The organism is Shinella sp. 20P9.1.1, assembly GCF_057798995.1.
The window spans coordinates 66,123-85,597 of the sequence record NZ_JBYOLC010000003.1; the positions used below are offsets into that span (position 1 = coordinate 66,123).

Genomic DNA, 19,475 nt, shown 5'->3' on the forward strand with positions numbered 1-19,475 from the left:
GTCAGCCCCCCTGCATGGGCGAGAGGATTTCGATGCGGTCATGCGCACCGATGGGAAAGCTGGCGCGGTCCTCGCGGTGCACCAGTTCGCCATTGACCGCCGTCGCCAGCCAGTCGCCCTCATAGTCGAGGGCGAGCAGGAGATCGGCGAGGTTTGCTGCGGCAACCTCCTGCTCCTCGCCGTTGATGATGAGGGTCATGAGGCCATCCTTTCCGGCTGGGCATGTTCGGTAAGCAGCCGGCGCGCGACCTCGCTGGCCATGGCCGGCGCGAGCAGGAAGCCGTGACGGTAGAGGCCGTTCACATGCAGGGTGTCGCCGTCCTCCGTCACCTGCGGAAGGTTATTGGGATAGGCGGGGCGGATGCCCGCGCCGCTATCGACCAGCCGCGCTTCGCCGAAGGCGGGGTGGAGGCTGTAGGCGGCGTTCAAAAGCTCCATCAGCGAGCGGGCGGTGACGGGGCCGGCATTGTCGCTCTCGATCATCGTCGCGCCGACCATGAATCGGTTGCGCTCGCGCGGTACGATGTAGATGGGGTGGCGCGGATGCAGCAGGCGGACGGGGCGGGAGAGGCTGACCTCGCCGGTTTCGAGCTGTATCATCTCGCCGCGCACGCCCCGCAGAGTGGCAAGCCGCCCGATCTGGGCGGCCCCGGTGCAATCGATGACCCGGTCGTAGCGGACCGTGTCGTTGTCAGCTCCGAAGAGGAAGCGCATACGCGCCTCCTCAAGCCCCGCCGTCAGCGCGGAGAGCGCCTTGCGCGGGTCGAGATGCGCCTCCTGCCGGAAGAACAGCGCCTTGCGGAAGCGGCCGGCGAGATCCGGCTCCAGGGCGGCGATGGCCTGCTCGTCCAGCCATTCCCAGCCGCTGGTTCGTCCCGCAAAACGCTCAAGCTCACCGGCATCACGCCCGCTGGCCACGACCAGCGTGCCGCGCCGCTGCACATGGCCGGGAAGGGCCGCCTCCCACCAGTCGGCCGCGAGACGGCCGACCGTCAGCACGGGTTCTTCCGCGCTTTCCCGTTCGCACCAGGGGGCGAGCATGCCGCCGGCGAAGCCGGAGGCACCCTGGCCGACTTTTTCGGCCCGTTCGTGAATGGTAACGTCGAAGCCGTGGCGATAGAGTTGCCAGGCGACCGTCAGGCCGGCAACGCCGGCGCCCTTGACGAGGATGCGCATGGTCATTCTCCCGCAAGCGGCATGTAGAGGTCGCCGCCCTCGCGAAACTTCTGGGCCATCGCCTCCAGCCCCTCCTTCTGGGCCTCGGCGCGGATATCGTGCGAAATGCGCATGGAGCAGAATTTCGGGCCGCACATGGAGCAGAAATGCGCCACCTTGTGTGCCTCCTTCGGCAGGGTCTCGTCGTGGAAAGAGCGGGCGGTGTCCGGGTCGAGCGAGAGGTTGAACTGGTCCTCCCAGCGGAATTCGAAGCGGGCGCGCGACAGGGCATCGTCGCGGATTTTTGCGGCCGGATGACCCTTGGCGAGATCGGCCGCATGCGCCGCGATCTTATAGGTGATGACGCCGACCTTCACGTCGTTGCGGTCGGGCAGGCCGAGATGTTCCTTCGGCGTGACGTAGCAGAGCATGGCGGTGCCGAACCAGCCGATCATGGCCGCCCCGATGCCTGAGGTGATGTGGTCGTAGCCCGGTGCGATGTCCGTCGTCAGGGGCCCGAGCGTGTAGAACGGGGCCTCGCCGCAGGTCTTCAACTGCTTGTCCATGTTCTCCTTGATCTTGTGCATCGGCACATGGCCGGGGCCCTCGATCATGACCTGGCAGTCCTTTTTCCAGGCGATTTGCGTGAGTTCGCCGAGCGTCTCCAGTTCGGCGAACTGCGCGGCATCGTTGGCGTCGGCAATCGAGCCGGGGCGCAGGCCGTCGCCGAGCGAGAAGGAGACGTCATAGGCGCGGCAGATGTCGCAGATTTCCTCGAAATGCTTGTAGAGGAAGCTTTCCCTGTGGTGATGCAGACACCACTTGGCCATGATGGAGCCACCGCGCGAGACGATGCCGGTGACGCGGTTGACGGTGAGCGGGATGTAGTGCAGCCGCACGCCGGCATGGATGGTGAAATAATCGACACCCTGTTCGGCCTGCTCGATCAGCGTATCGCGAAAAACCTCCCAGGTGAGGTCCTCGGCAATGCCATTGACCTTCTCCAGCGCCTGGTAGAGCGGCACGGTGCCGATCGGCACAGGCGAATTGCGGATGATCCATTCGCGGATGTTGTGGATGTTGCGGCCGGTCGAGAGGTCCATGACCGTATCGCCGCCCCAGCGGATCGCCCAGACCATCTTCTCGACCTCCTCCGCCATGGAGGAGGTGACGGCGGAATTGCCGATATTGGCGTTGATCTTGACCAGGAAATTCCGGCCAATGATCATCGGCTCGGCTTCCGGATGGTTGATATTGGCGGGGATGATCGCCCGGCCGCTCGCGACCTCCTGGCGGACGAAGTCCGGCGTGACGAAATCGGGGATGTGCGCGCCAAAGCTTTCGCCGTCACGGGCGAGTGCTTCCTTGGCAGCCTTGCGGCCGAGATTTTCCCTGATGGCGATGAATTCCATTTCCGGCGTAATGACACCGGCGCGGGCATAGGCGAGCTGCGTCACCGCCTTGCCGTCCTTCGCCCGGCGCGGCTGGTTGCGCACCGGAAATTCCGGTGTCAGCCGTTCGCCGGTGGCAAAGCCGTTATCCTCGGGGCGGACATGGCGGCCCTCGTAACCCTCGGTGTCGCCGCGGGCGATCACCCAGCTTTCGCGCAGCCGCGGCAGGCCGGCATCGATGACGACGACGTGGTTCGGGTCGGTATAGGGGCCGGAGGCGTCGTAAACGATGACGGGCGGTTCGCCCGAGGTCGGGTGCAGTGAAATCTCGCGCATCGGCACGCGGATATCGGGATGCTGGTCGCCGGCAATGTGGATCTTGCGGGAGGCGGGCAGGGCGCCGGTCGTGACGGTCGGGGTAAGCTTTTGGGCGGCAATATTCATCGTGAGGCTCCAAGTGTTCGTTTGGAGACCCAGTCCTAGAGCCGGAATGATGGAAGGACGCCGGACGCGGACTCCGGGTTCACGGATGTCCTGCCGCAGCGCTTGCACCGTCCCTACGCCAGTATGAACTGGATCAGGTTCAACGGGTCACTGCGCTGCGAAAGCCAGCAGTATCTCAGCCGCTTGTCGGGACCCCCCTGGTGAATGCCTTAAGCAAAAACGCTGCGGGCCGATTTGTCAACATAGGTAATTTATGTAAGTCAATTCTTACGGTTTATTGCATGCGCGCAAAAAGAAACGGCGGAGCAAAGCCCCGCCGTTCCCATTGAAATCATTCACGAAAACTATTCGCGCTCGCCTGTAAAATTCAGCAGCAGCTGGAAGATGTTGACGAAATTGAGATACAGCGAGAGCGCGCCGAACACAGCCATCTTCTGGCTCGATTCCTGGTCGATGTTTTCGGCATACTGCTCCTTGATGTTCTGCGTGTCCCAAGCGGTGAGGCCGACGAAGACGACGATGCCGATAACGGAAATCGCAAACTGTAGCGCGCTCGAGCCAAGGAAGATGTTGACGACCGAGGCGATGACGACGCCGATGAGGCCCATCATCAGGAACGAGCCGACCTTCGACAGGTCACGCTTCGTCACGTAGCCGTAAAGGCTTGTCGTGCCGAACATGGTGGCGGCGATGAAGAAGGTGCGCGCGATGCTCATGCCGGTGAAGACGAGGAATACCGAGGCGAGCGACAGGCCCATGACGGCGCAGAACGCCCAGAAGGTCATTTGCGCGGTGCTGGCGGACATCGTCTGGATCTTGAATGAGAAGAAGAAGACGAAGGCGAGCGGCGCCAGCATCACCACCCACTTCAGCGGGGAGGAGAAAATCGGCACGTAGAGCGCCGGCGTCGAGCCGACGATGAAGGCGACGAGGCCGGTGATGACGAGGCCGGCGCCCATGTAGTTGTAGACGCGCAGCATGTGCTGGCGCAGGCCCTCGTCGAAGAGGGCGGCCGATTGCGCCTGCGCGCCATAGCCAAATCGCTGTTGTACGGGTTCCATCTGAAATCTCCTTCTGGAAACGGTTGATCAGTAGAGCGTGCGGGAAAGATCCCGTGCGGTTTCGGCCAGCTCGTCGGCCTTGCGGCTTTCCGACACCAGCGCATAGGCGACATCGCCAATCTGCCAATAGGCGGCTCGGGCATTGTCGGCGTGGAAGAGCAGCACGTGCTGCACGGCAAAGGAGCCGGGGCGCACGGCGAAAAGCGACAGGCGCTCATCCTTCCGGGGCTCCAGCACCAGTTCGACGCTTGGGCCGTAGGCCGAGGGGAAGACCTGCGTATCGACGACGCCCCAGCCCTTCGGCAGGTCCGGCAGGACGATTGCCGTCGCAGAGCGGATCTCGGCGGGGTCGAAGTTTTCCGTTTCGGGCTGCGACGCCATGGAATCGCGCAGAAGCGTCGTCTTGTGTGCCCGCACTGCCTCCTCCACGAAGGCGGGCGGCGGCGTCGATGCCACGACCTCGGTTGCGCCGAAGGGGCCGAAGGCCGCATGGGCGACCCAGCCGGCGGCGACAAAGAGCGCGATGGTGGCGGCGCGGCGCAGGAAACCGAAGACGCGGCGGCGGGACAGCGCCCGTTCGAGCAAGCGTGCGGCCTCGCGCGTTTCCTGCCGCATCACCGCGCGGTGGTCGGCAAGCGCCAGGCGCAGTTCGTCGCGCACGCGCAGGTCCTTCATGATCTGGGCTGCGGTTTCGGGCCGTTCCGACAAATAGGCTTCCACCTCGATGCGCCGGCCGACGGCGAGCTGGTCGTCGACATAGGCGTTGAGATCGGCCTCGAGAATAGGGTCATTGCTTGTCATCGCCAGTGCCTCCGACGATTTTGAGATGGGTTACGGTCGCGGCCGGGCCGCTCTGTTCGAAGGTGCGCAGCCGTTCGCGGGCGCGCGCAACGCGCGACATCAGCGTGCCCACCGGAATCTTCAGCGTGTCGGCCGCCTCCTGATAGGAGAGCTCCTCGATGGCGACGAGATGCAGCGCCGCGCGCTGGTCTTCAGGCAGGCCGAAGAAAGCGTCGCGCAGCTGTGTGAGCCGCACCGAATGGTCTTGGTTCGCCGGCATCGCGCGCTCGGCGAGATCGGCGGCCGCATCGTGGCGGCGCTCCAGCGAGCGGCGCTGGCGCAGGCGGTCGATATGCGCATTGTGCAGGATCGACATCAGCCAGTTGCGCACATTGGCGCCGGTGCGGAAGCTCGACTGCCGCTCGTAGGCTTTCACGAGCGCATCGTGCACGAGATCTTCCGCCTCGTCCGGATTGCGGACGAGCGACAGGGCATAGCGCCTGAGCGCCGCAAGCTGTCCGATCACGTTGAAGCCGGGTGTCTTTCCGTTCATGATCCAATATACGAAAGCTGCGCGGCGCTCATTCCATCGTCATGGCAAAAAAATTCAAAGCCAATGCAGGATTGCCGCGGCGAGGACAACGTAGCGGCCGAATTTTGCGATGGTGACGACCAGCAGAAAGCGCGGGAAGGGCTCGCGCATGATGCCGGCGGCAAGCGTCAAGGGGTCACCGATAATGGGTAGCCAACTCAACAGCAGGCTCCACCAGCCGTAGCGGCGATACCAGCGTCCGGCGCGTTCCAGGCTTTTTGCACTGACTGGAAACCAGCGCGCTTCGCGATAGTGCTCGATGCCGCGCCCCAGCAGCCAGTTGACGACGGAGCCGAGCACATTGCCGGTGCCGGCGACGAGGATGAGCAAGGCCGGAGAGTGGTGCCCGAGGGCGAGCAGGCCGGCGAGCACGGCCTCGGACTGCGCGGGAATAAGGGTCGCGGCAAGGAAAGCCGCGAGGAAAAGGCCGCCATAGGCCGCAAGCGCGCTCATGGCGACGCACACCATGCCGTCAGCGATCGTTGCGCGGCATGGATGCGATGTCGTCGCTCTTCCGACCTGTTTCGTGAAGTATCCACCGAGACGACCATGCCATTCTTCTTTCCGGGTGCCGGAATGGCCGCCTTGCCCGCCTGCCTAAGGCGAGACGCTGCCGGGGAAAAGGCCGCAAAGGCGATTTCCGGCGGGGAAGCGGATGGATGACGTGGTTGTGAACGGAATGAGCCACCGCCTTGCACTGAATGCGCCGGTCAAGACAATCCGCATATCAGGAGATCGGCGGCGGCCCGCAGGTTCGGGCCGCCCGCACGATCGGCGCCGTGGAGGAGACGGCGGCTAAAGCAATTCCAGCAAAAGTGCGTAGCGGTTTTGCGTCCGGAATTGCGTAAAAAAATCAACCAGGGCGGTTTCGCGATTCGAAGAAAAGCGAACCCGCTCTATGGTCTTGCCCCGCTCAGCAGAGCGGAGACCGATTCATCAGCATGATGTCGCTTGCCGTCAACGTCATGCGGGCCGGCTCGTCGATCTGGTCGAGCACGGCGCGGAGCGCCTTGTCGAGGCAGAACTCGACAACTTCGGCGTCCAGCGATTTGGCGGATTCGATTGCAAAGGCCACGAGACGCGCCAAGGCGATCAGCTCGGTGCTGCGGTCTTCCGTTTCTACGATGTCGATTTTCATGTCCCATGCCCCCAGAGCAATGCTCGTCTTAAGCCCTGCCTGAACTATAGGCGTGACTCCGGGTTTTTGCGCGTGACTCAAGCGTGACACACGCGGAATGGGAAACTACACGCTTTGCTTCGTTCTGGGTTGATCGGCCGCGATGCGCCAAAGCGAGGTTGCCCGAAAGGTCCAGTTTCCCTGTTTGGCAGGGGTTCCCGGCTGGAAATCCCGTATTGCAGCAACAAGGGCAAGCGCGTCCTCGCGCTTCCGGTTGACCGTTGCTGCATGGAGAAGTTGTAGGAGGCGTTTTTCATCTTCCCCCAATCCAGCGGCTTTGAGGATCGCGGGCCAGGTCCGGTCCTTGTAGAAAAGGCTGCCGGCGGCATCACGAAGGCGTGATATGTCATACTTATCAATGGCTTCCAGTGCATCCAACCGGTCCAACGTGGCGTCGGCGTTGACGAGCGGAAGCGACAGTGCGGGATACCCCAGTTCCGCCGGACCGTGCAGCAGTGCGACGTCGGCATCATCGATCCGGTGTCCGGCGGCATAGTCCGCATAGATGCAGCCGACCCCGATCATGCCGAATGCATCGCACTCGGCGGCGCGCAGTGCGCCCATGCTGGCGGCCCCGAAAACGGTGACGCCCTCTTCCAGCGCATGGAGGATTTCCTTGTGCCAGACGGGCGCGACATGTTCGAAATTGCCGTCAACGATACCGATCGCTACTGCGCCTGCCCGCACGGCGGTCAGCACGTCGCCGTGCGCCGCAGGGGGCAGCACCTGAACGGCATCGCCGCACAGGGTGGCCGCATCGGGCAGGCTGGGGCCGACGAAGAGAACTTTTTTCATATCGATCCGAAGACCATGCGCGAGAGCGCCCGCGCGCCGACGGTGTGCCGGCGCGCGCCCTCGGGGTTTTCCAGCGCGGGAACGACGACCTTCACCACCGAGATCGGCAGCGCAGCGTCGCCGAGTGGCACAGCGACGATAGGTGTGATGCGGGCATGCGCCAGTTTTTCGAGGCAGTGGACGAGCAAGGCCGCCGCATCGCCTTGCGGCGAGGAATAGGTTTGGGCGGGACTGGGCTGAGCATCGAACAGAGCAAGCGTTTCCGGCGCCAGTGGCCGCGTGAACGTTTCGGCAAAAAGATCGTCGCGGGCACCGCTGATATAGGTCAGGCGCGATTGCGCGACTTCGGTGAGCGCGCGGATGACGGCGCGCAGCGCGACCGGATGCGTGCCGTAGCCGATCGTGGCGTCGTGGAAGAGCGGCTGCTGTTTTTCGGCGAGGCCCTCGTTGCCCAGCACGGCGGCATAGGTGGGAATGGCGAGATCGCTGGTGATGTCGAAGAGCTTCAGGTGGAGGCCGGCATCGCGGATACGTCCGACAAGATCGGTCACGACGGGGTCGTCGATGGTGGCGGGGTCGATCGCACAGGCAAGGCGTTTTGCACGTGGCACCAGGCGCCAGAGCCGGTCGGCATCGCGCTCGATGCGCTCCAGTAGGCCATGCAGGATCGCCTCGGATTCGGAATTGCCGGAGGCCAGTCCATCGGAGGATTGCCAGAAGCGTGGCGCTGGGTTCGTCCGGTCGAGGCAGACGGCCTCTCGTGGCACGAAGACGCGCTCGCCGCTCACGATGTCATGGCCGGTAAGCCAGTCGATTTCTTCATTTTCGTCGATGAAGGCCTGCCCGGCGGCAACGAAAATGTCGAGCGGCAGGCATGTTTGTCCCGTCTCGGCAAAGGCCCGGCGCGAGGATTTTCGTATAGGCACGAGAGGATCGCCGGCAATCGCCCGTTCAAGTCCCTCCATCGCAGCGGAAACCCGGGCATCGATATCGGTGATACCCTTGCCCTGGTTGATGACGATGGAACGTGCATTCGGGCTCACGGCATTCCAGACGGGAATGCCGAGCCGGTCAAGGCCCGTGAGGCGGGAAAGCCGTGTGATGCCGAACCGAGGCAGCAAGGCCTCGATCCGGCTCCATGTTTCCTCGGGTCCGCAGATGCGGTCCGAATAGGCTGTCATGCGATGAGCCGTTTGATGTTCACTTGTCGTAGAAGCCGCCGGAGAGCGACTCTGCTGCTACAGCGACGGTCGCAAATTTGACACCGCTCATTGCAGCCTTATCGGCCTTGCGCAGGGTCTCTGCTGCGGGGCCTGTGACAGCTGCGACAGTACCGGCATCTAGGTCAGCAACCCAAAGACCGTCCTCTCCTTCAAGACCGAGAACAACAAGTTTCGACATTTCCAATCTCCCAGATTGTCAGTTGATTTGATGACACTTCGCCAGCGTGCCAGTTAGCATCGGCTTATTTATCCATATATCCACCGTCGGTGTCCATATATCCGCCACCTGCATCCATGTACCCGCCGGAGGCGGCTTCTGCTGACGTCGCAAGAGCTGCGAGATTGACACCTTTGGCTATGGTTGCACCTGCTTTGCGCATATCATCAGCCGCTTTCAGAGCGCCAGTTGCGGGTACTGGCAGGGCCGTCACAGTGCCGACACCGAGATCGACCATCCACAATCCTTCTTCCCCCTGCAAGCCCAGTATAACTATGTTTGCCATATCGTGTTCCCTTTCTATGGAGTGGCACTTTCAAAAACCGGCCTTCTTCAACCCTTCATAATAATGCTGGCGCTGCCATTCCTCCTTGAAGGGTACGATCGCCATCCAGCTTTCCAGATCGAAGTTGGGGTGTACATTGTATGTACGACGGATGAATTGCCGCGCCTTCCTGGCATCACCAAGCATGCCGCAACTTGCGGCAGCAAGGCGATCAGCGGGTAACCGATCCTTCATGCGGGCGATGTAATCAAGGGCCTGTTCGTACAGGCCTATCGAGTAACTCGCACCGGCGGCGATCCAGAAATAATCGTCCGGAGGCAAAGGATTGAGGTCGATTGCCCGCTGTATTTTTTTGATGCCAAGATCCGGGCGGGAACCCTGCACCAGCGTGTCGGCGTAACTGGCAACGGCATTTGCGTGGTTCGGGCCCAGTGTTTCGGCTCGTTCCAAATGCTCGGCGCTCTCATCGAACTGACGGGCATAGAGCTTGGCAACGCCAAGCTCGCGATAGGCGGAGGGCAGATAGCTATCCGTGCGGACGGCTTCTTCTGCCTGCTGTTCGGCTTTCTTCAAGAGGTCCGCATCGCCGCGTGCCGTGACGAGCCACTCAAGAAAGTAGCTGCGTGATAGCCCGCCCATTGCCGGCGCAAAATCAGATTTCAGTTGCAGGGCATCGCGGAAACTCTTGCGGGCGCGGCGAATATCACGCAGGTCGAGCTTTTTCAGGAGGCTCTGGCCCGTCAGGAAGCTCCGATAGGCATTGGCGTCGCCCTCGTAGTCACTGCGCACGAGTTCGTTGCGTTCGATCTCGGTGGCAATCGCACCGGCAATCTGATGGGCGATCATCTGGCGAGAGCGGGCAAGGCCTTCCGCCGTCAGCGGGAAGCGATCGGCCCATATAACTTCGTCGCTGCCGAAGAAGATCAGCTGGGCAAAGAGCGTATGGCCGTCGCCTTCGTCGCGCAGCCTCGTCTCGAGGATGTAGCTGATCTTGTGGCGTTCGTAGGTGGCGGCCCGGTCGGTCTGCAGCGATATCTGGGCTGCGGTGTGCGGCGCGATGATCGAGATGGAGCGCAGGGCGCAGAGCCCGATCGTCACATCCTCGATCAATGCTTCGGAAAAGCGCGCGGCGTTGCGGGCGGCAAGCGTGGTGACGGGGGGCAAGAGCACGACGCGTGGCGGGTTCTTGCGGGGGCGTGAAATGTCGTGCTCGTGCGGCGTCAGCACCTGGATGGTCGGCTGAAGCGTCATCAGGGGCGCGTGCAAGACCGGCCGGCCCGTCAGCACGGCCCGAACCTCGTCATCGTCCGGGCTGCTTTCCAGAAGGCGAAGGGCTGCTGCAGAACGCACCTGCCGCGTCACGCCGTTTTCGGTTACGTTTCCGCTGAGCAGCGTGCTGCGCAAAAGCGCTATATGCGCCGTTCGCTGCAACGTGATCCAGCTCATCAGCACGCGGTTACCCGACCGGGTATATTTCAGGAAGTCCTCGCTCAGGAGGTCTGTCAACGTATCGAGATGCGCGCCGTCGCGAACCTGCCCGACATCGCTTTCGATAGATTCAGGCCCGAGCAAAACCGCCGTGTCGGTAAAGGTAAGATAGGATCGGTCCAGCTCGCGCTGGCGCTTTTGGACGCGGGAGACCGTCTGCCGGAGATTGGCGAAGGCGCTGGCGCTGTGTTCCTCATCCCAGAAAAGGCTCGCCGCCTCCGCGCGGGGCATCTCTGTGATGCCGCGCGTCAGGAGATAGCAGAGGATCAGGAGCGCCTTTTCGGGAAAGACGATGTCGTTGCCGCCCTCGTCGAGCAGGCGCAGATGACCGAACGTCTGCAGCCGTGCCGGCATTCCGGGTTCAGATCCGCAGTTCCGGTGCGCTGTCGGCGCGATCGCTGGCCGCGTCGGCGGCGCTTGCCTTGGAAAGCGCGGTCGCGAGCTGGATGATCGACTTGCGCACGCCGGCATCCTCGATCTTCAGGAAGGCGCGGTTGAGGTCGAGGCCTTCCTTGGAGGAGACGAAGGTCGAGACGTCGCCCGTCTCGTGCCCGGCACCCGTGCTCGGTGCGTTGTTGTCGTCGTCCTGGAAGAAGAAGCTCGGCGGCACGCGAAACACGTCGGAGATCGCCTGGAGGCGGCTCGCGCTGATGCGGTTGGTGCCCTTTTCGTATTTCTGAACCTGCTGGAAGGTGACACCCAGCCGGTCGGCCAGTGCCTCCTGGCTCATGCCCACCATCAGCCTGCGCAGGCGGACGCGGGAACCGACGAAGACGTCGATCGGGTTAGGGACTTTCTTGTTCATGAGACTTTCTCCCCTTAAGCATGCCGGGGCATGGCGAGATGCGATTATCGCCTCACTCTGCTTGAATCGCAGAGCGGATGCAACTGCCGCGTCGCGTATTTAGTCGCTACCGTAACGTGAGGTCGCGTGCAGTCTATATATCGTAGTTCTGCGGTGCGCTCAGCGAGGCGATGAATTTTTTCGTGCGTTCCCGCTCCGGTGCGGAGAAGATCGAGCGCGGCGGACCCTGCTCGACGATCACGCCGCCATCGAGGAACACCACCGTGTCCGCAACGCGCGAGGCAAGCCGCAGATCATGCGTCGCCATGACCATGGTCGTGCCTTCGCGGGCAAGCCGGCTCAGCACTTCCACGACCTCTTCGGCAAGCTCCGGATCGAGCGCCGAGGTCGGCTCGTCGCAGAGCAGCACGCGCGGCGAAGGGGCGAGTGCGCGGGCGATCGCCACGCGTTGCTGCTGGCCGCCGGACAGCGTGGCCGGCCAGGCATCCGCCTTGTGCGCCATGCCGACCTTTTCGAGCAGTTCCAGCGCCCGGGCGCGCGCCTTGTCGGCAGGCCATTTCAAGACGGTGACGAGACCTTCCATCACGTTCGCGATGGCCGTCTGGTGCGGGAAGAGTTGGAAATTCTGGAAGACCATGCCGGTCTGCCGGCGCAGCTTCTGGATCGCGTCCCAGCCGACCTTGCGGCCCGGCGCGAAGTCGATCGTCTCGTCGCCGAGCTTGATGGAGCCAGAGGTCGGCGTCTCCAGCAGGTTGATGCAGCGCAGAAGCGTGCTCTTGCCGCCGCCCGAGGGGCCGACCAGCGCCGTCACGGTGCCTTCCGCAAGGCTGAGGCTGATGTCGCGCAGGACATGATTGTCGCCAAAGCGTTTTTCAATGTGGCTGAGTTCGATCATGTGCGGGCCTCCAGGAAGCCGCCATAGCGGGCAAAGCGCTTCTCCAGCCGCACCTGCAGGGCCGAGAGCACAGAGCTCAGCGCCAGATAGATCAGCGCCGCCTCGATATAGAGGATCAGCGGCTCGTAGGTGGTGGCGACGATGCGCTGCGCCGTCTGGAAGAGTTCCGGCACGGTGACGGCGGCGGCAAGCGAGGTGTCCTTCACCAGCGAGATGAAGGTGTTGGACAGCGGCGGCACGGCGACGCGGGTCGCCTGCGGCAGGATGGTGCGGCGCATGGCCTGCGACCAGCTCATGCCGATCGAATAAGCCGCCTCCCATTGGCCGCGTGGCACCGAGGCGATGACGGCGCGGATGATCTCCGACGTATAGGCGCCGACATTCAGCGTGAAGCCGATGAGGGCGGCCGGGAAGGCGTCGAGCAGGATGCCGACGCTCGGCAGGCCGTAGAAGATGACGAAGAGCTGCACGAGCAGCGGCGTGCCGCGGATCACCCAGACATAGAAGCGGGCGACGGCGACGAGCGGCTTCGGCCCGAACAGCCGCGCGATGGCGGTCAAGAGGCCGAGCGTGAGGCCCAGCACGAAGGACAGGAGGGTAAGCGGAATGGTGAAGACAAGCGCTGCCCACAAAAGGGGCGCCAGCGAATCCAGCATCAGTTGAAGCCACGGCGGCACGGGAAACCCTCCGAAATGCGGCTGGCCGGAGTGATCCCCGGCCAGTTTGTCGTTTCATCTATAGTACAGGAACGGGCCGCCGCGAAGCGGCCGTCACTTGATTACTTCGAGACGTCCTGACCGAAATACTTGTCGGAGATCGTCTTGTAGGTGCCGTCGGCCTTGATGTCGACAAGCGCCTTGTTGATCGCCTCCAGGAGTTCCGGCTCGCCCTTGCGGATGATGACGCCGGAATAATCGGCATTTTCCTGCTCGGCGGCGATCTTCACGTTGGCGTCGGGCTTGTGCTTCTTGAAGTCGAGGAAGGACAGGCTGTCGTTGATCGTGGCGTCGGCGCGGCCGGTCAGCACGAGCTGGATCGACTGGTCGAAACCGTCGGTTCCGACGAGTTCGGCGCCGGCGCCCTCGGCGATCTTGCCGAAGTTGCTGGTCAGCGACTGGGCGGACTTCTTGCCCTTCAGGTCTGCGAAACCCTTGGTGCTGTCGTCGTCGGCGCGCACGATCAGCACGGCCTTGGAGGCGATATAGGGTTCGGAGAAGTCGTATTTCTGCTTGCGCGCTTCGGTGATGCCGACCTGGTTGATCACGGCGTCGTAACGGTTGGCGTCGAGGCCGGCGATCAGGCCGTCCCACTTGCCTTCGAGGAACTCGGCCTTGACGCCGAGCTTCTTGGCGATGGCTTCGCCGATCTCGACGTCGAAGCCGACCAGCTTGCCGTCGGTATCATGGTAGGTGAAGGGCGCGTAGGTGCCTTCGGTGCCGATCTTCAGCGCGCCGGCCGACTGGATGGCAGCGAGGTTTTCGCCGGCATGGGCGGGTGCGAGGATAGCGGCCTGGAGCGCTGCGGCGGCAGCGAGGGTCTTCAACCAGTTCATCGTGGGACTCCGTTTCTGGCTCGTGTTCGATGGCGGATCAATCGCAGAAATTCGTGCAAAACGGTGGGCAGAAAACTGCGAATAATTTGGGCAAATGGAAATATTCTTCTCACTCGCCTCGTCCTTCCCGCGCTTAAGGTCGTGTTTTTCCAGCTTTTGCATGCTTCTCGCAGGTTGCAGATGCGCGGTGCATTTCCTGTTTTTAGGGTCTTGCCAACGGACAAAACAGCGACAATTGATTGTGCACCCAAAAAACAACAAAGGGGAAGGACAACAAAATGGCAAAAAAAATGATCGGTTTTCGTGCGGCACTTCTGGCCGGCGCGATCCTCATCGGCGCAAGCCCGGCACTCGCCGAAGCGGTGCTCCACCGCGGCAATGCCGGCGAGCCTCAGACGCTCGACCAGGCGCACACCTCCATCAATATCGAGGAATTCATCCTCAAGGACCTCTATGAAGGCCTGACGATCTATGACGCCGCCGGCAAGATCGTGCCCGGTGCGGCCGAAAGCTGGACCGTTTCCGACGACGGCACGGTCTACACGTTCAAGCTGCGCGAAAACGCCAAGTGGTCGGACGGCTCGCCGGTGACGGCGGAAGACTTCGCCTTCTCGTTCACCCGCGTCGAAGATCCGAAGACGGCAGCCGGTTACGCCAATATCCTTTACCCGATCAAGAATGCCGAAAAGGTCAACAAGGGCGAGCTCGGCCTCGACCAGCTCGGCGTGAAGGCCGTGGATGCCAAGACCGTGGAAATCACGCTGGAGCGCCCGACGCCCTTCTTCCTCGAACTCTTGGCGCACCAGACGGCGCTGCCGGTCTCCAAGGCGAGCGTCGAGAAGAACGGCGCGGATTTCGTCAAGCCCGGCACGATGGTGTCGAACGGCGCCTTCAAGCTGGTCAGCCACGTTCCGAACGACAACCTCGTCGTCGAAAAGAATGCCAGCTACTGGGATGCCGCGAACGTCAAGCTCGACAAGGTGGTGTTCTACCCGATCGATGATCAGGCCGCGTCCGTGCGCCGCTTCGAGGCCAAGGAAATGGACCTCGTCTACAATTTCTCCGCCGACCAGATCGAGCGCTTGAAGAAGAGCTATGGCGATCAGGTGCATGTCTCGCCGACGCTGGCCACCTATTATTACGCCTTCGACACCCGCCAGGAGCCCTATAGCGACGTGCGCGTGCGCCGTGCGCTCTCCATGGCCGTCGACCGCGACTTCCTGGCCAAGGAAATCTATTCCGGTTCGCAGCTGCCGGCCTATTCCATGGTGCCTCCGGGCATCCAGGGCTACACGCCGGCGACGGCCGATTTCGGCACCATGTCGCAGCTCGACCGTGAGGATGAGGCGCTCAAGCTGATGAAGGAAGCGGGCTACGGCGAAGGCGGCAAGCCGCTGAAGATCGAGATCCGCTACAACACCAACCCGAACCACGAGCGCGTAGCCACCGCCGTGGCCGACATGTGGAAGAACACCTTCGGCGCCGATGTCTCCATGGTGAACCTCGACGTGTCATCGCACTACGCCTACCTTCAGGAAGGCGGCAAGTTCAACGTGGCGCGCGCCGGCTGGGTCGCAGACTATGCGGACCCGGAAAACTTCCTCGGCCTCAGCGTCAGCACCAACAAGACCTTCAACTACGGCCAGTTCAACAATGCCGACTTCGACGCTCTGATGAAGAAGTCGTATGAAGAGCGCGACCCGGCCGCCCGTGCCAAGGTCCTGCATGATGCCGAAGCGGTTCTCATGAAGGAACAGCCGATCGCGCCGTTCCTCACGCAGGCCGATCTGTGGCTCGTCTCCGGCAAGGTCCAGGGCTGGCAGGACAATGCCGCCAACCAGCACCTCAGCCGCTTCCTCAGCGTTTCCGAATGATCTAACGTAAGTGCGCGGCCCGTAAGGGTCGCGCACTGCGTATCTGGGGAGACCTGGTCATGCTTGCTTTCGTTCTGCGGCGCCTTGCCAGCGCCGTGCCGACGCTGTTCATCGTCGTCACGATTTCCTTTTTCCTGATGCGCTTTGCGCCGGGCGGTCCGTTCAACCTCGAACGACCGTTGCCGCCTGCCACGATGGAAAACCTGATGCGGGCCTATCAACTCGATCAGCCGCTCTGGCGGCAATATCTCACCTATATGAGCAACGCGCTGACCGGCGATTTCGGTCCGAGCTATATCTACAAAGACAACAGCGTCGCCGAACTGATCGGCAAGGGGCTGCCCTATTCGATGGAGCTCGGCTTCTATGCGCTGCTGCTCGCGCTCGTCGGCGGTGTCATCGTCGGCACGATCGCCGCGCTTCGGCAAAACAGCGCGCTGGATTTCGCGGTCATGTCGGTCGCGACCGTCGGCGTGACGGTGCCGAATTTCGTCGTCGGCCCGGTGCTGACCCTGATCTTCGCCATCACGCTCGCCTGGCTGCCGGCCGGCGGCTGGGGTGACGGGTCGCTGCGCTTCCTCATCCTGCCGATGATCGCGCTTGCCTTGCCGCAGCTTGCCGTCTTCGCCCGCCTGACGCGCGGCTCGATGATCGAGGCCCTGCGCACCGATCATATCCGGACCGCGCGGGCCTATGGCCTGCCGGCGAGGTCGGTGGTGGTGGTGCATGCCATGCGCGGCGCCATGTTGCCGATCGTCTCCTATCTCGCGCCCTGTGCGGCGGCGCTCCTCACCGGCTCGGCGGTCGTCGAGACGATCTTCACTATTCCCGGCGTCGGGCGCTATTTCGTGCTCGGTGCGATCAACCGCGACTATACGCTCGTCATGGGCACGGTCGTCCTGATCGCCATCTTCGTCATCGTGTTCAACCTGGCCGTCGACATCCTCTATGGCCTGCTCGATCCGAGGGTTCGCCATGACTGATGCCATCCTCTCCTCCGCGCCCGAGATGAAGGGGCGCAGCCTCTTCCAGCTCGCCGTCATGCGCTTCCGCCGCAACCGGCCCGCCATGGTGGGCGCCGTCATGCTGGTGCTGATCGCTTGCTTCTCGTTCTTCGGGCCGTTCTTCATCAGCCACAGCTACGATCAGGTCTTTTCCTCCTACGTCACCATCCCGCCAAGCCTCGAGCCGCGTCCGGGCGAAGATACGCTGGAAGAGGCAATGAAGGGTGTCGCCGCACGTGCCCGCGTCGAGCTGCAATCTTTCTCCGTCGAGGGCGAGACCTTCACGGCTGTCATCACCGCCAAGGATCCGATCGATCCGCGCGCCACGCGCTATTTCGACCGGGCCAACGAGTTCGACAAAACCGAGGTGACTGCCACCGAGGACGAGGGCCGCAAGCTCACCCTCAAGGGCGTCGTCGACCGGGAATATTTCCTGTTCGGCACGGATACAAACGGCCGCGACCTCATGGCGCGCGTCATGCTTGGCGGGCAGATTTCCATCGCCGTCGGCCTGCTTGCCAGCCTCGTCTCGCTCGGCATCGGCGTCAGCTACGGCGCGATATCAGGCTATATGGGCGGACGCGTCGACAATGTGATGATGCGCTTCGTCGAAATCCTCTATTCGCTGCCCTTCGTCTTCCTCGTCGTCGTGCTCGTCGTGTTCTTCGGGCGCAGCTTCATTCTGATCTTCCTCGTCATCGGGGCGGTGGAATGGCTCGACATGGCCCGCATCGTGCGGGGGCAGACATTGTCCCTGAAACGGCGGGAATTCATCGGCGCGGCGGAGGCGCTCGGCCTGACGGACTGGCAGATCATCCGCCGGCACGTCATTCCCAACACGATCGGCCCGGTCGTCATCTTCGTCACCGTCATCGTGCCGAAGGTGATCCTGCTCGAAAGCTTCCTCTCCTTCCTCGGCCTCGGCGTCCAGGCACCGCTCACGAGCTGGGGCTCGCTGATCGCCGAAGGTGCCAACAACATCCAGTCGGCGCCGTGGCTGCTCGTCTTCCCCGCCATCTTCTTCGTCGCCACGCTCTTCTCGCTGAACTTCGTCGGCGATGGCCTTCGCGACGCGTTCGACCCCAGGGATCGCTGACATGGACGAGACGAAAAACACCATGGAACCGATCCTTGCCGTCCGGGACCTGAAGGTCACCTTCGAGACTCCCGACTGCGCCGTGAATGCGGTGAAGGGCATCAACCTCGACGTCCGCCCCGGCGAGACGCTGGCGGTGGTCGGCGAATCCGGCTCCGGCAAGAGCCAGACCATGATGGGCATCATGGGCCTGCTCGCCAGCAACGGCACCGTTTCCGGCTCCGCGAAATACCGCGGGCAGGAGATGGTCGGGCTGCCGCCCAAGGCACTCAACGAGATCCGCGGTGCGAAGATCACCATGATCTTCCAGGAGCCGATGACCTCGCTCGATCCGCTCTATCCCGTCGGCAAGCAGATCGCCGAGGTGATCGTGCATCACCGCGGCGGCTCGCAGAGAGAGGCGCGGCCGCGCGTGCTGGAGCTATTGAAGCTCGTCGGCATTCCCGACCCGGAGCGCCGCATCAACAGCTACCCGCATGAAATGTCCGGCGGCCAGCGCCAGCGCGTGATGATCGCCATGGCGCTCGCCAACGAGCCGGACATCCTGATCGCCGATGAACCGACGACGGCGCTCGACGTAACCATCCAGGCGCAGATCCTCAAGCTGCTGCGCGATCTGCAAGAGCGTTTCGACATGGCGATCGTGCTCATCACGCACGACCTCGGTATTGTCAGGCACTTCGCCGAGCGGGTCGTCGTCATGCGGCACGGCGAGGTGGTGGAGCAGGGCGCGACGGCCGAGATTTTTGGAAACCCGAAAGCCGATTATACGCGCATGCTGATCGAGGCCGAGCCGCATGGCCGCAAGGCCGCTCCTGCGGACAACGCGCCTGTTATCCTCGAAGGCCGCAATGTCGTCGTCTATTACAAGATCGACGGTGGCTTGCTGAAGAATCGCGCCAACACCTTCCGCGCCGTCGACAATGTCAGCATCAGCCTGCGCGAGGGGCAGACGATCGGCATCGTCGGCGAGTCCGGCTCGGGTAAGTCGACGCTCGGGCGGGCCCTGTTGCGCCTCATCGCCAGCAAGGGCGCTTACCGGTTCGGCAAAACGGATATTTCCGAACTCGACCGGACGGGCATGCGGCCGCTTCGCCGCAGCATGCAGGTGGTCTTCCAGGATCCCTACGGCTCGCTCTCGCCGCGCCAGACGGTGGGCGAGATCATCACCGAGGGGCTCTATGTGCACGAGCCGCAGCTCACGCGGGCCGAGCGCGACAAGCGGGCGATCGAGGCGCTAAAGGAGGTCGGGCTCGATCCTGCGGCGCGCAACCGCTACCCGCATGAATTTTCCGGCGGCCAGCGGCAGCGCATCGCGATTGCCCGCGCGATGATCCTCAAGCCCCAGGCCGTCATTCTCGACGAGCCGACCTCGGCGCTCGACCGCTCCGTGCAGGGCCAGGTGATCGAGCTTCTGCGCGATCTCCAGTCCCGCCATGGCCTGTCCTATGTCTTCATCAGCCACGACCTGTCGGTGGTGCGCGCCATGTCGGATTACGTCGTGGTGATGAAGGATGGCAGGATCGTCGAGGAGGGGCTGACGGACGCGATCTTCAACGCGCCGCAGGCGGATTATACCAGGACGCTGATCGGGGCGGCCTACAATATCTGCCCCTGACAACAGGCATTTTCGCTTTCCC

General features: G+C 62.9%; 21 protein-coding genes and 1 riboswitch. Of the genes, 4 read left to right on the forward strand and 17 right to left on the reverse strand.

Going from position 1 to position 19,475, the window contains the following annotated elements; genetic code table 11:
• Nucleotide 1: 1 nt before the first annotated feature.
• From thiS to AC27VQ_RS06355, 17 genes are all read right to left on the reverse strand, one after another.
• Entirely contained in the window at nt 2–199 is a 198-nt protein-coding gene (gene thiS / locus AC27VQ_RS06275) for a sulfur carrier protein ThiS (RefSeq protein ID WP_488715630.1), read from the reverse strand.
• A complete protein-coding gene (thiO, locus tag AC27VQ_RS06280; protein ID WP_488715631.1) occupies nt 196–1,176 on the reverse strand; it encodes a glycine oxidase ThiO in 981 nt (326 codons plus the stop codon). Before thiO ends, thiS begins: the two co-directional genes overlap by 4 nt.
• A gap of 2 nt (nt 1,177–1,178) precedes the next feature.
• Entirely contained in the window at nt 1,179–2,990 is a 1,812-nt protein-coding gene (thiC, locus tag AC27VQ_RS06285) for a phosphomethylpyrimidine synthase ThiC (RefSeq protein ID WP_488715632.1), read from the reverse strand.
• 92 nt (nt 2,991–3,082) lie between these two features.
• Nucleotides 3,083–3,199: riboswitch (TPP riboswitch) on the reverse strand.
• 135 nt (nt 3,200–3,334) lie between these two features.
• Complete coding sequence (locus AC27VQ_RS06290) at nt 3,335–4,051, reverse strand: Bax inhibitor-1/YccA family protein (RefSeq protein ID WP_313525107.1); 717 nt, start codon at nt 4,049–4,051, stop codon at nt 3,335–3,337.
• Nucleotides 4,052–4,078: 27 nt separating this feature from the next.
• Complete coding sequence (locus tag AC27VQ_RS06295) at nt 4,079–4,852, reverse strand: anti-sigma factor family protein (RefSeq protein ID WP_488715633.1); 774 nt, start codon at nt 4,850–4,852, stop codon at nt 4,079–4,081.
• Nucleotides 4,839–5,384 (reverse strand): sigma-70 family RNA polymerase sigma factor, encoded by a 546-nt coding sequence (locus AC27VQ_RS06300; RefSeq protein ID WP_117370711.1) that lies wholly within the window; start codon nt 5,382–5,384, stop codon nt 4,839–4,841. Before AC27VQ_RS06300 ends, AC27VQ_RS06295 begins: the two co-directional genes overlap by 14 nt.
• 54 nt (nt 5,385–5,438) lie before the next feature.
• Nucleotides 5,439–5,876, reverse strand: a complete 438-nt coding sequence (locus tag AC27VQ_RS06305) for a YqaA family protein (protein WP_488715634.1) — start codon at nt 5,874–5,876, stop codon at nt 5,439–5,441.
• A gap of 460 nt (nt 5,877–6,336) precedes the next feature.
• Complete coding sequence (locus AC27VQ_RS06310) at nt 6,337–6,561, reverse strand: hypothetical protein (protein WP_421594049.1); 225 nt, start codon at nt 6,559–6,561, stop codon at nt 6,337–6,339.
• Between the two features lie 105 nt (nt 6,562–6,666).
• On the reverse strand, nt 6,667–7,395 hold the full coding sequence (locus tag AC27VQ_RS06315) for a TfuA-like protein (RefSeq protein WP_488715635.1): 729 nt from the start codon (nt 7,393–7,395) through the stop codon (nt 6,667–6,669).
• Nucleotides 7,392–8,576 carry a YcaO-like family protein gene (locus tag AC27VQ_RS06320; protein ID WP_488715636.1) on the reverse strand — a complete coding sequence of 395 codons (1,185 nt, stop codon included), beginning with the start codon at nt 8,574–8,576 and terminating at the stop codon, nt 7,392–7,394. The genes AC27VQ_RS06315 and AC27VQ_RS06320 overlap by 4 nt, the downstream gene beginning before the upstream one ends.
• 19 nt (nt 8,577–8,595) lie before the next feature.
• Entirely contained in the window at nt 8,596–8,796 is a 201-nt protein-coding gene (locus AC27VQ_RS06325; protein WP_488715637.1) for a hypothetical protein, read from the reverse strand.
• A 64-nt stretch (nt 8,797–8,860) separates the two neighbouring features.
• Entirely contained in the window at nt 8,861–9,121 is a 261-nt protein-coding gene (locus AC27VQ_RS06330) for a hypothetical protein (protein WP_488715638.1), read from the reverse strand.
• A gap of 30 nt (nt 9,122–9,151) precedes the next feature.
• Nucleotides 9,152–10,963: an AfsR/SARP family transcriptional regulator gene (locus tag AC27VQ_RS06335; protein WP_488715639.1), complete on the reverse strand. Its 1,812-nt coding sequence runs from the start codon at nt 10,961–10,963 to the stop codon at nt 9,152–9,154.
• Between the two features lie 7 nt (nt 10,964–10,970).
• Nucleotides 10,971–11,414 (reverse strand): helix-turn-helix domain-containing protein, encoded by a 444-nt coding sequence (locus AC27VQ_RS06340; protein ID WP_488715640.1) that lies wholly within the window; start codon nt 11,412–11,414, stop codon nt 10,971–10,973.
• A gap of 133 nt (nt 11,415–11,547) precedes the next feature.
• A complete protein-coding gene (locus AC27VQ_RS06345; RefSeq protein ID WP_488715641.1) occupies nt 11,548–12,309 on the reverse strand; it encodes an amino acid ABC transporter ATP-binding protein in 762 nt (253 codons plus the stop codon).
• On the reverse strand, nt 12,306–12,986 hold the full coding sequence (locus tag AC27VQ_RS06350; RefSeq protein ID WP_313525132.1) for an amino acid ABC transporter permease: 681 nt from the start codon (nt 12,984–12,986) through the stop codon (nt 12,306–12,308). Before AC27VQ_RS06350 ends, AC27VQ_RS06345 begins: the two co-directional genes overlap by 4 nt.
• Before the next feature lie 101 nt (nt 12,987–13,087).
• The gene (locus AC27VQ_RS06355) at nt 13,088–13,861 is read right to left on the reverse strand and encodes an amino acid ABC transporter substrate-binding protein (RefSeq protein WP_488715642.1); all 774 of its coding nucleotides are present in this window, start codon (nt 13,859–13,861) and stop codon (nt 13,088–13,090) included.
• Nucleotides 13,862–14,139: 278 nt separating this feature from the next.
• Between AC27VQ_RS06355 and AC27VQ_RS06360 the strand changes: the two genes are divergently transcribed.
• The 4 genes from AC27VQ_RS06360 to AC27VQ_RS06375 are packed head-to-tail and all read left to right on the forward strand — an operon-like array spanning nt 14,140 to nt 19,453.
• Nucleotides 14,140–15,735 (forward strand): peptide ABC transporter substrate-binding protein, encoded by a 1,596-nt coding sequence (locus tag AC27VQ_RS06360; protein WP_488715643.1) that lies wholly within the window; start codon nt 14,140–14,142, stop codon nt 15,733–15,735.
• Nucleotides 15,736–15,794: 59 nt separating this feature from the next.
• Nucleotides 15,795–16,718: an oligopeptide ABC transporter permease OppB gene (gene oppB / locus AC27VQ_RS06365; RefSeq protein ID WP_488715644.1), complete on the forward strand. Its 924-nt coding sequence runs from the start codon at nt 15,795–15,797 to the stop codon at nt 16,716–16,718.
• Complete coding sequence (locus AC27VQ_RS06370; RefSeq protein WP_488715645.1) at nt 16,711–17,835, forward strand: ABC transporter permease; 1,125 nt, start codon at nt 16,711–16,713, stop codon at nt 17,833–17,835. The genes oppB and AC27VQ_RS06370 overlap by 8 nt, the downstream gene beginning before the upstream one ends.
• A gap of 1 nt (nt 17,836) precedes the next feature.
• Entirely contained in the window at nt 17,837–19,453 is a 1,617-nt protein-coding gene (locus AC27VQ_RS06375; RefSeq protein ID WP_488715646.1) for an ABC transporter ATP-binding protein, read from the forward strand.
• The last annotated feature ends 22 nt before the right edge of the window (nt 19,454–19,475 follow it).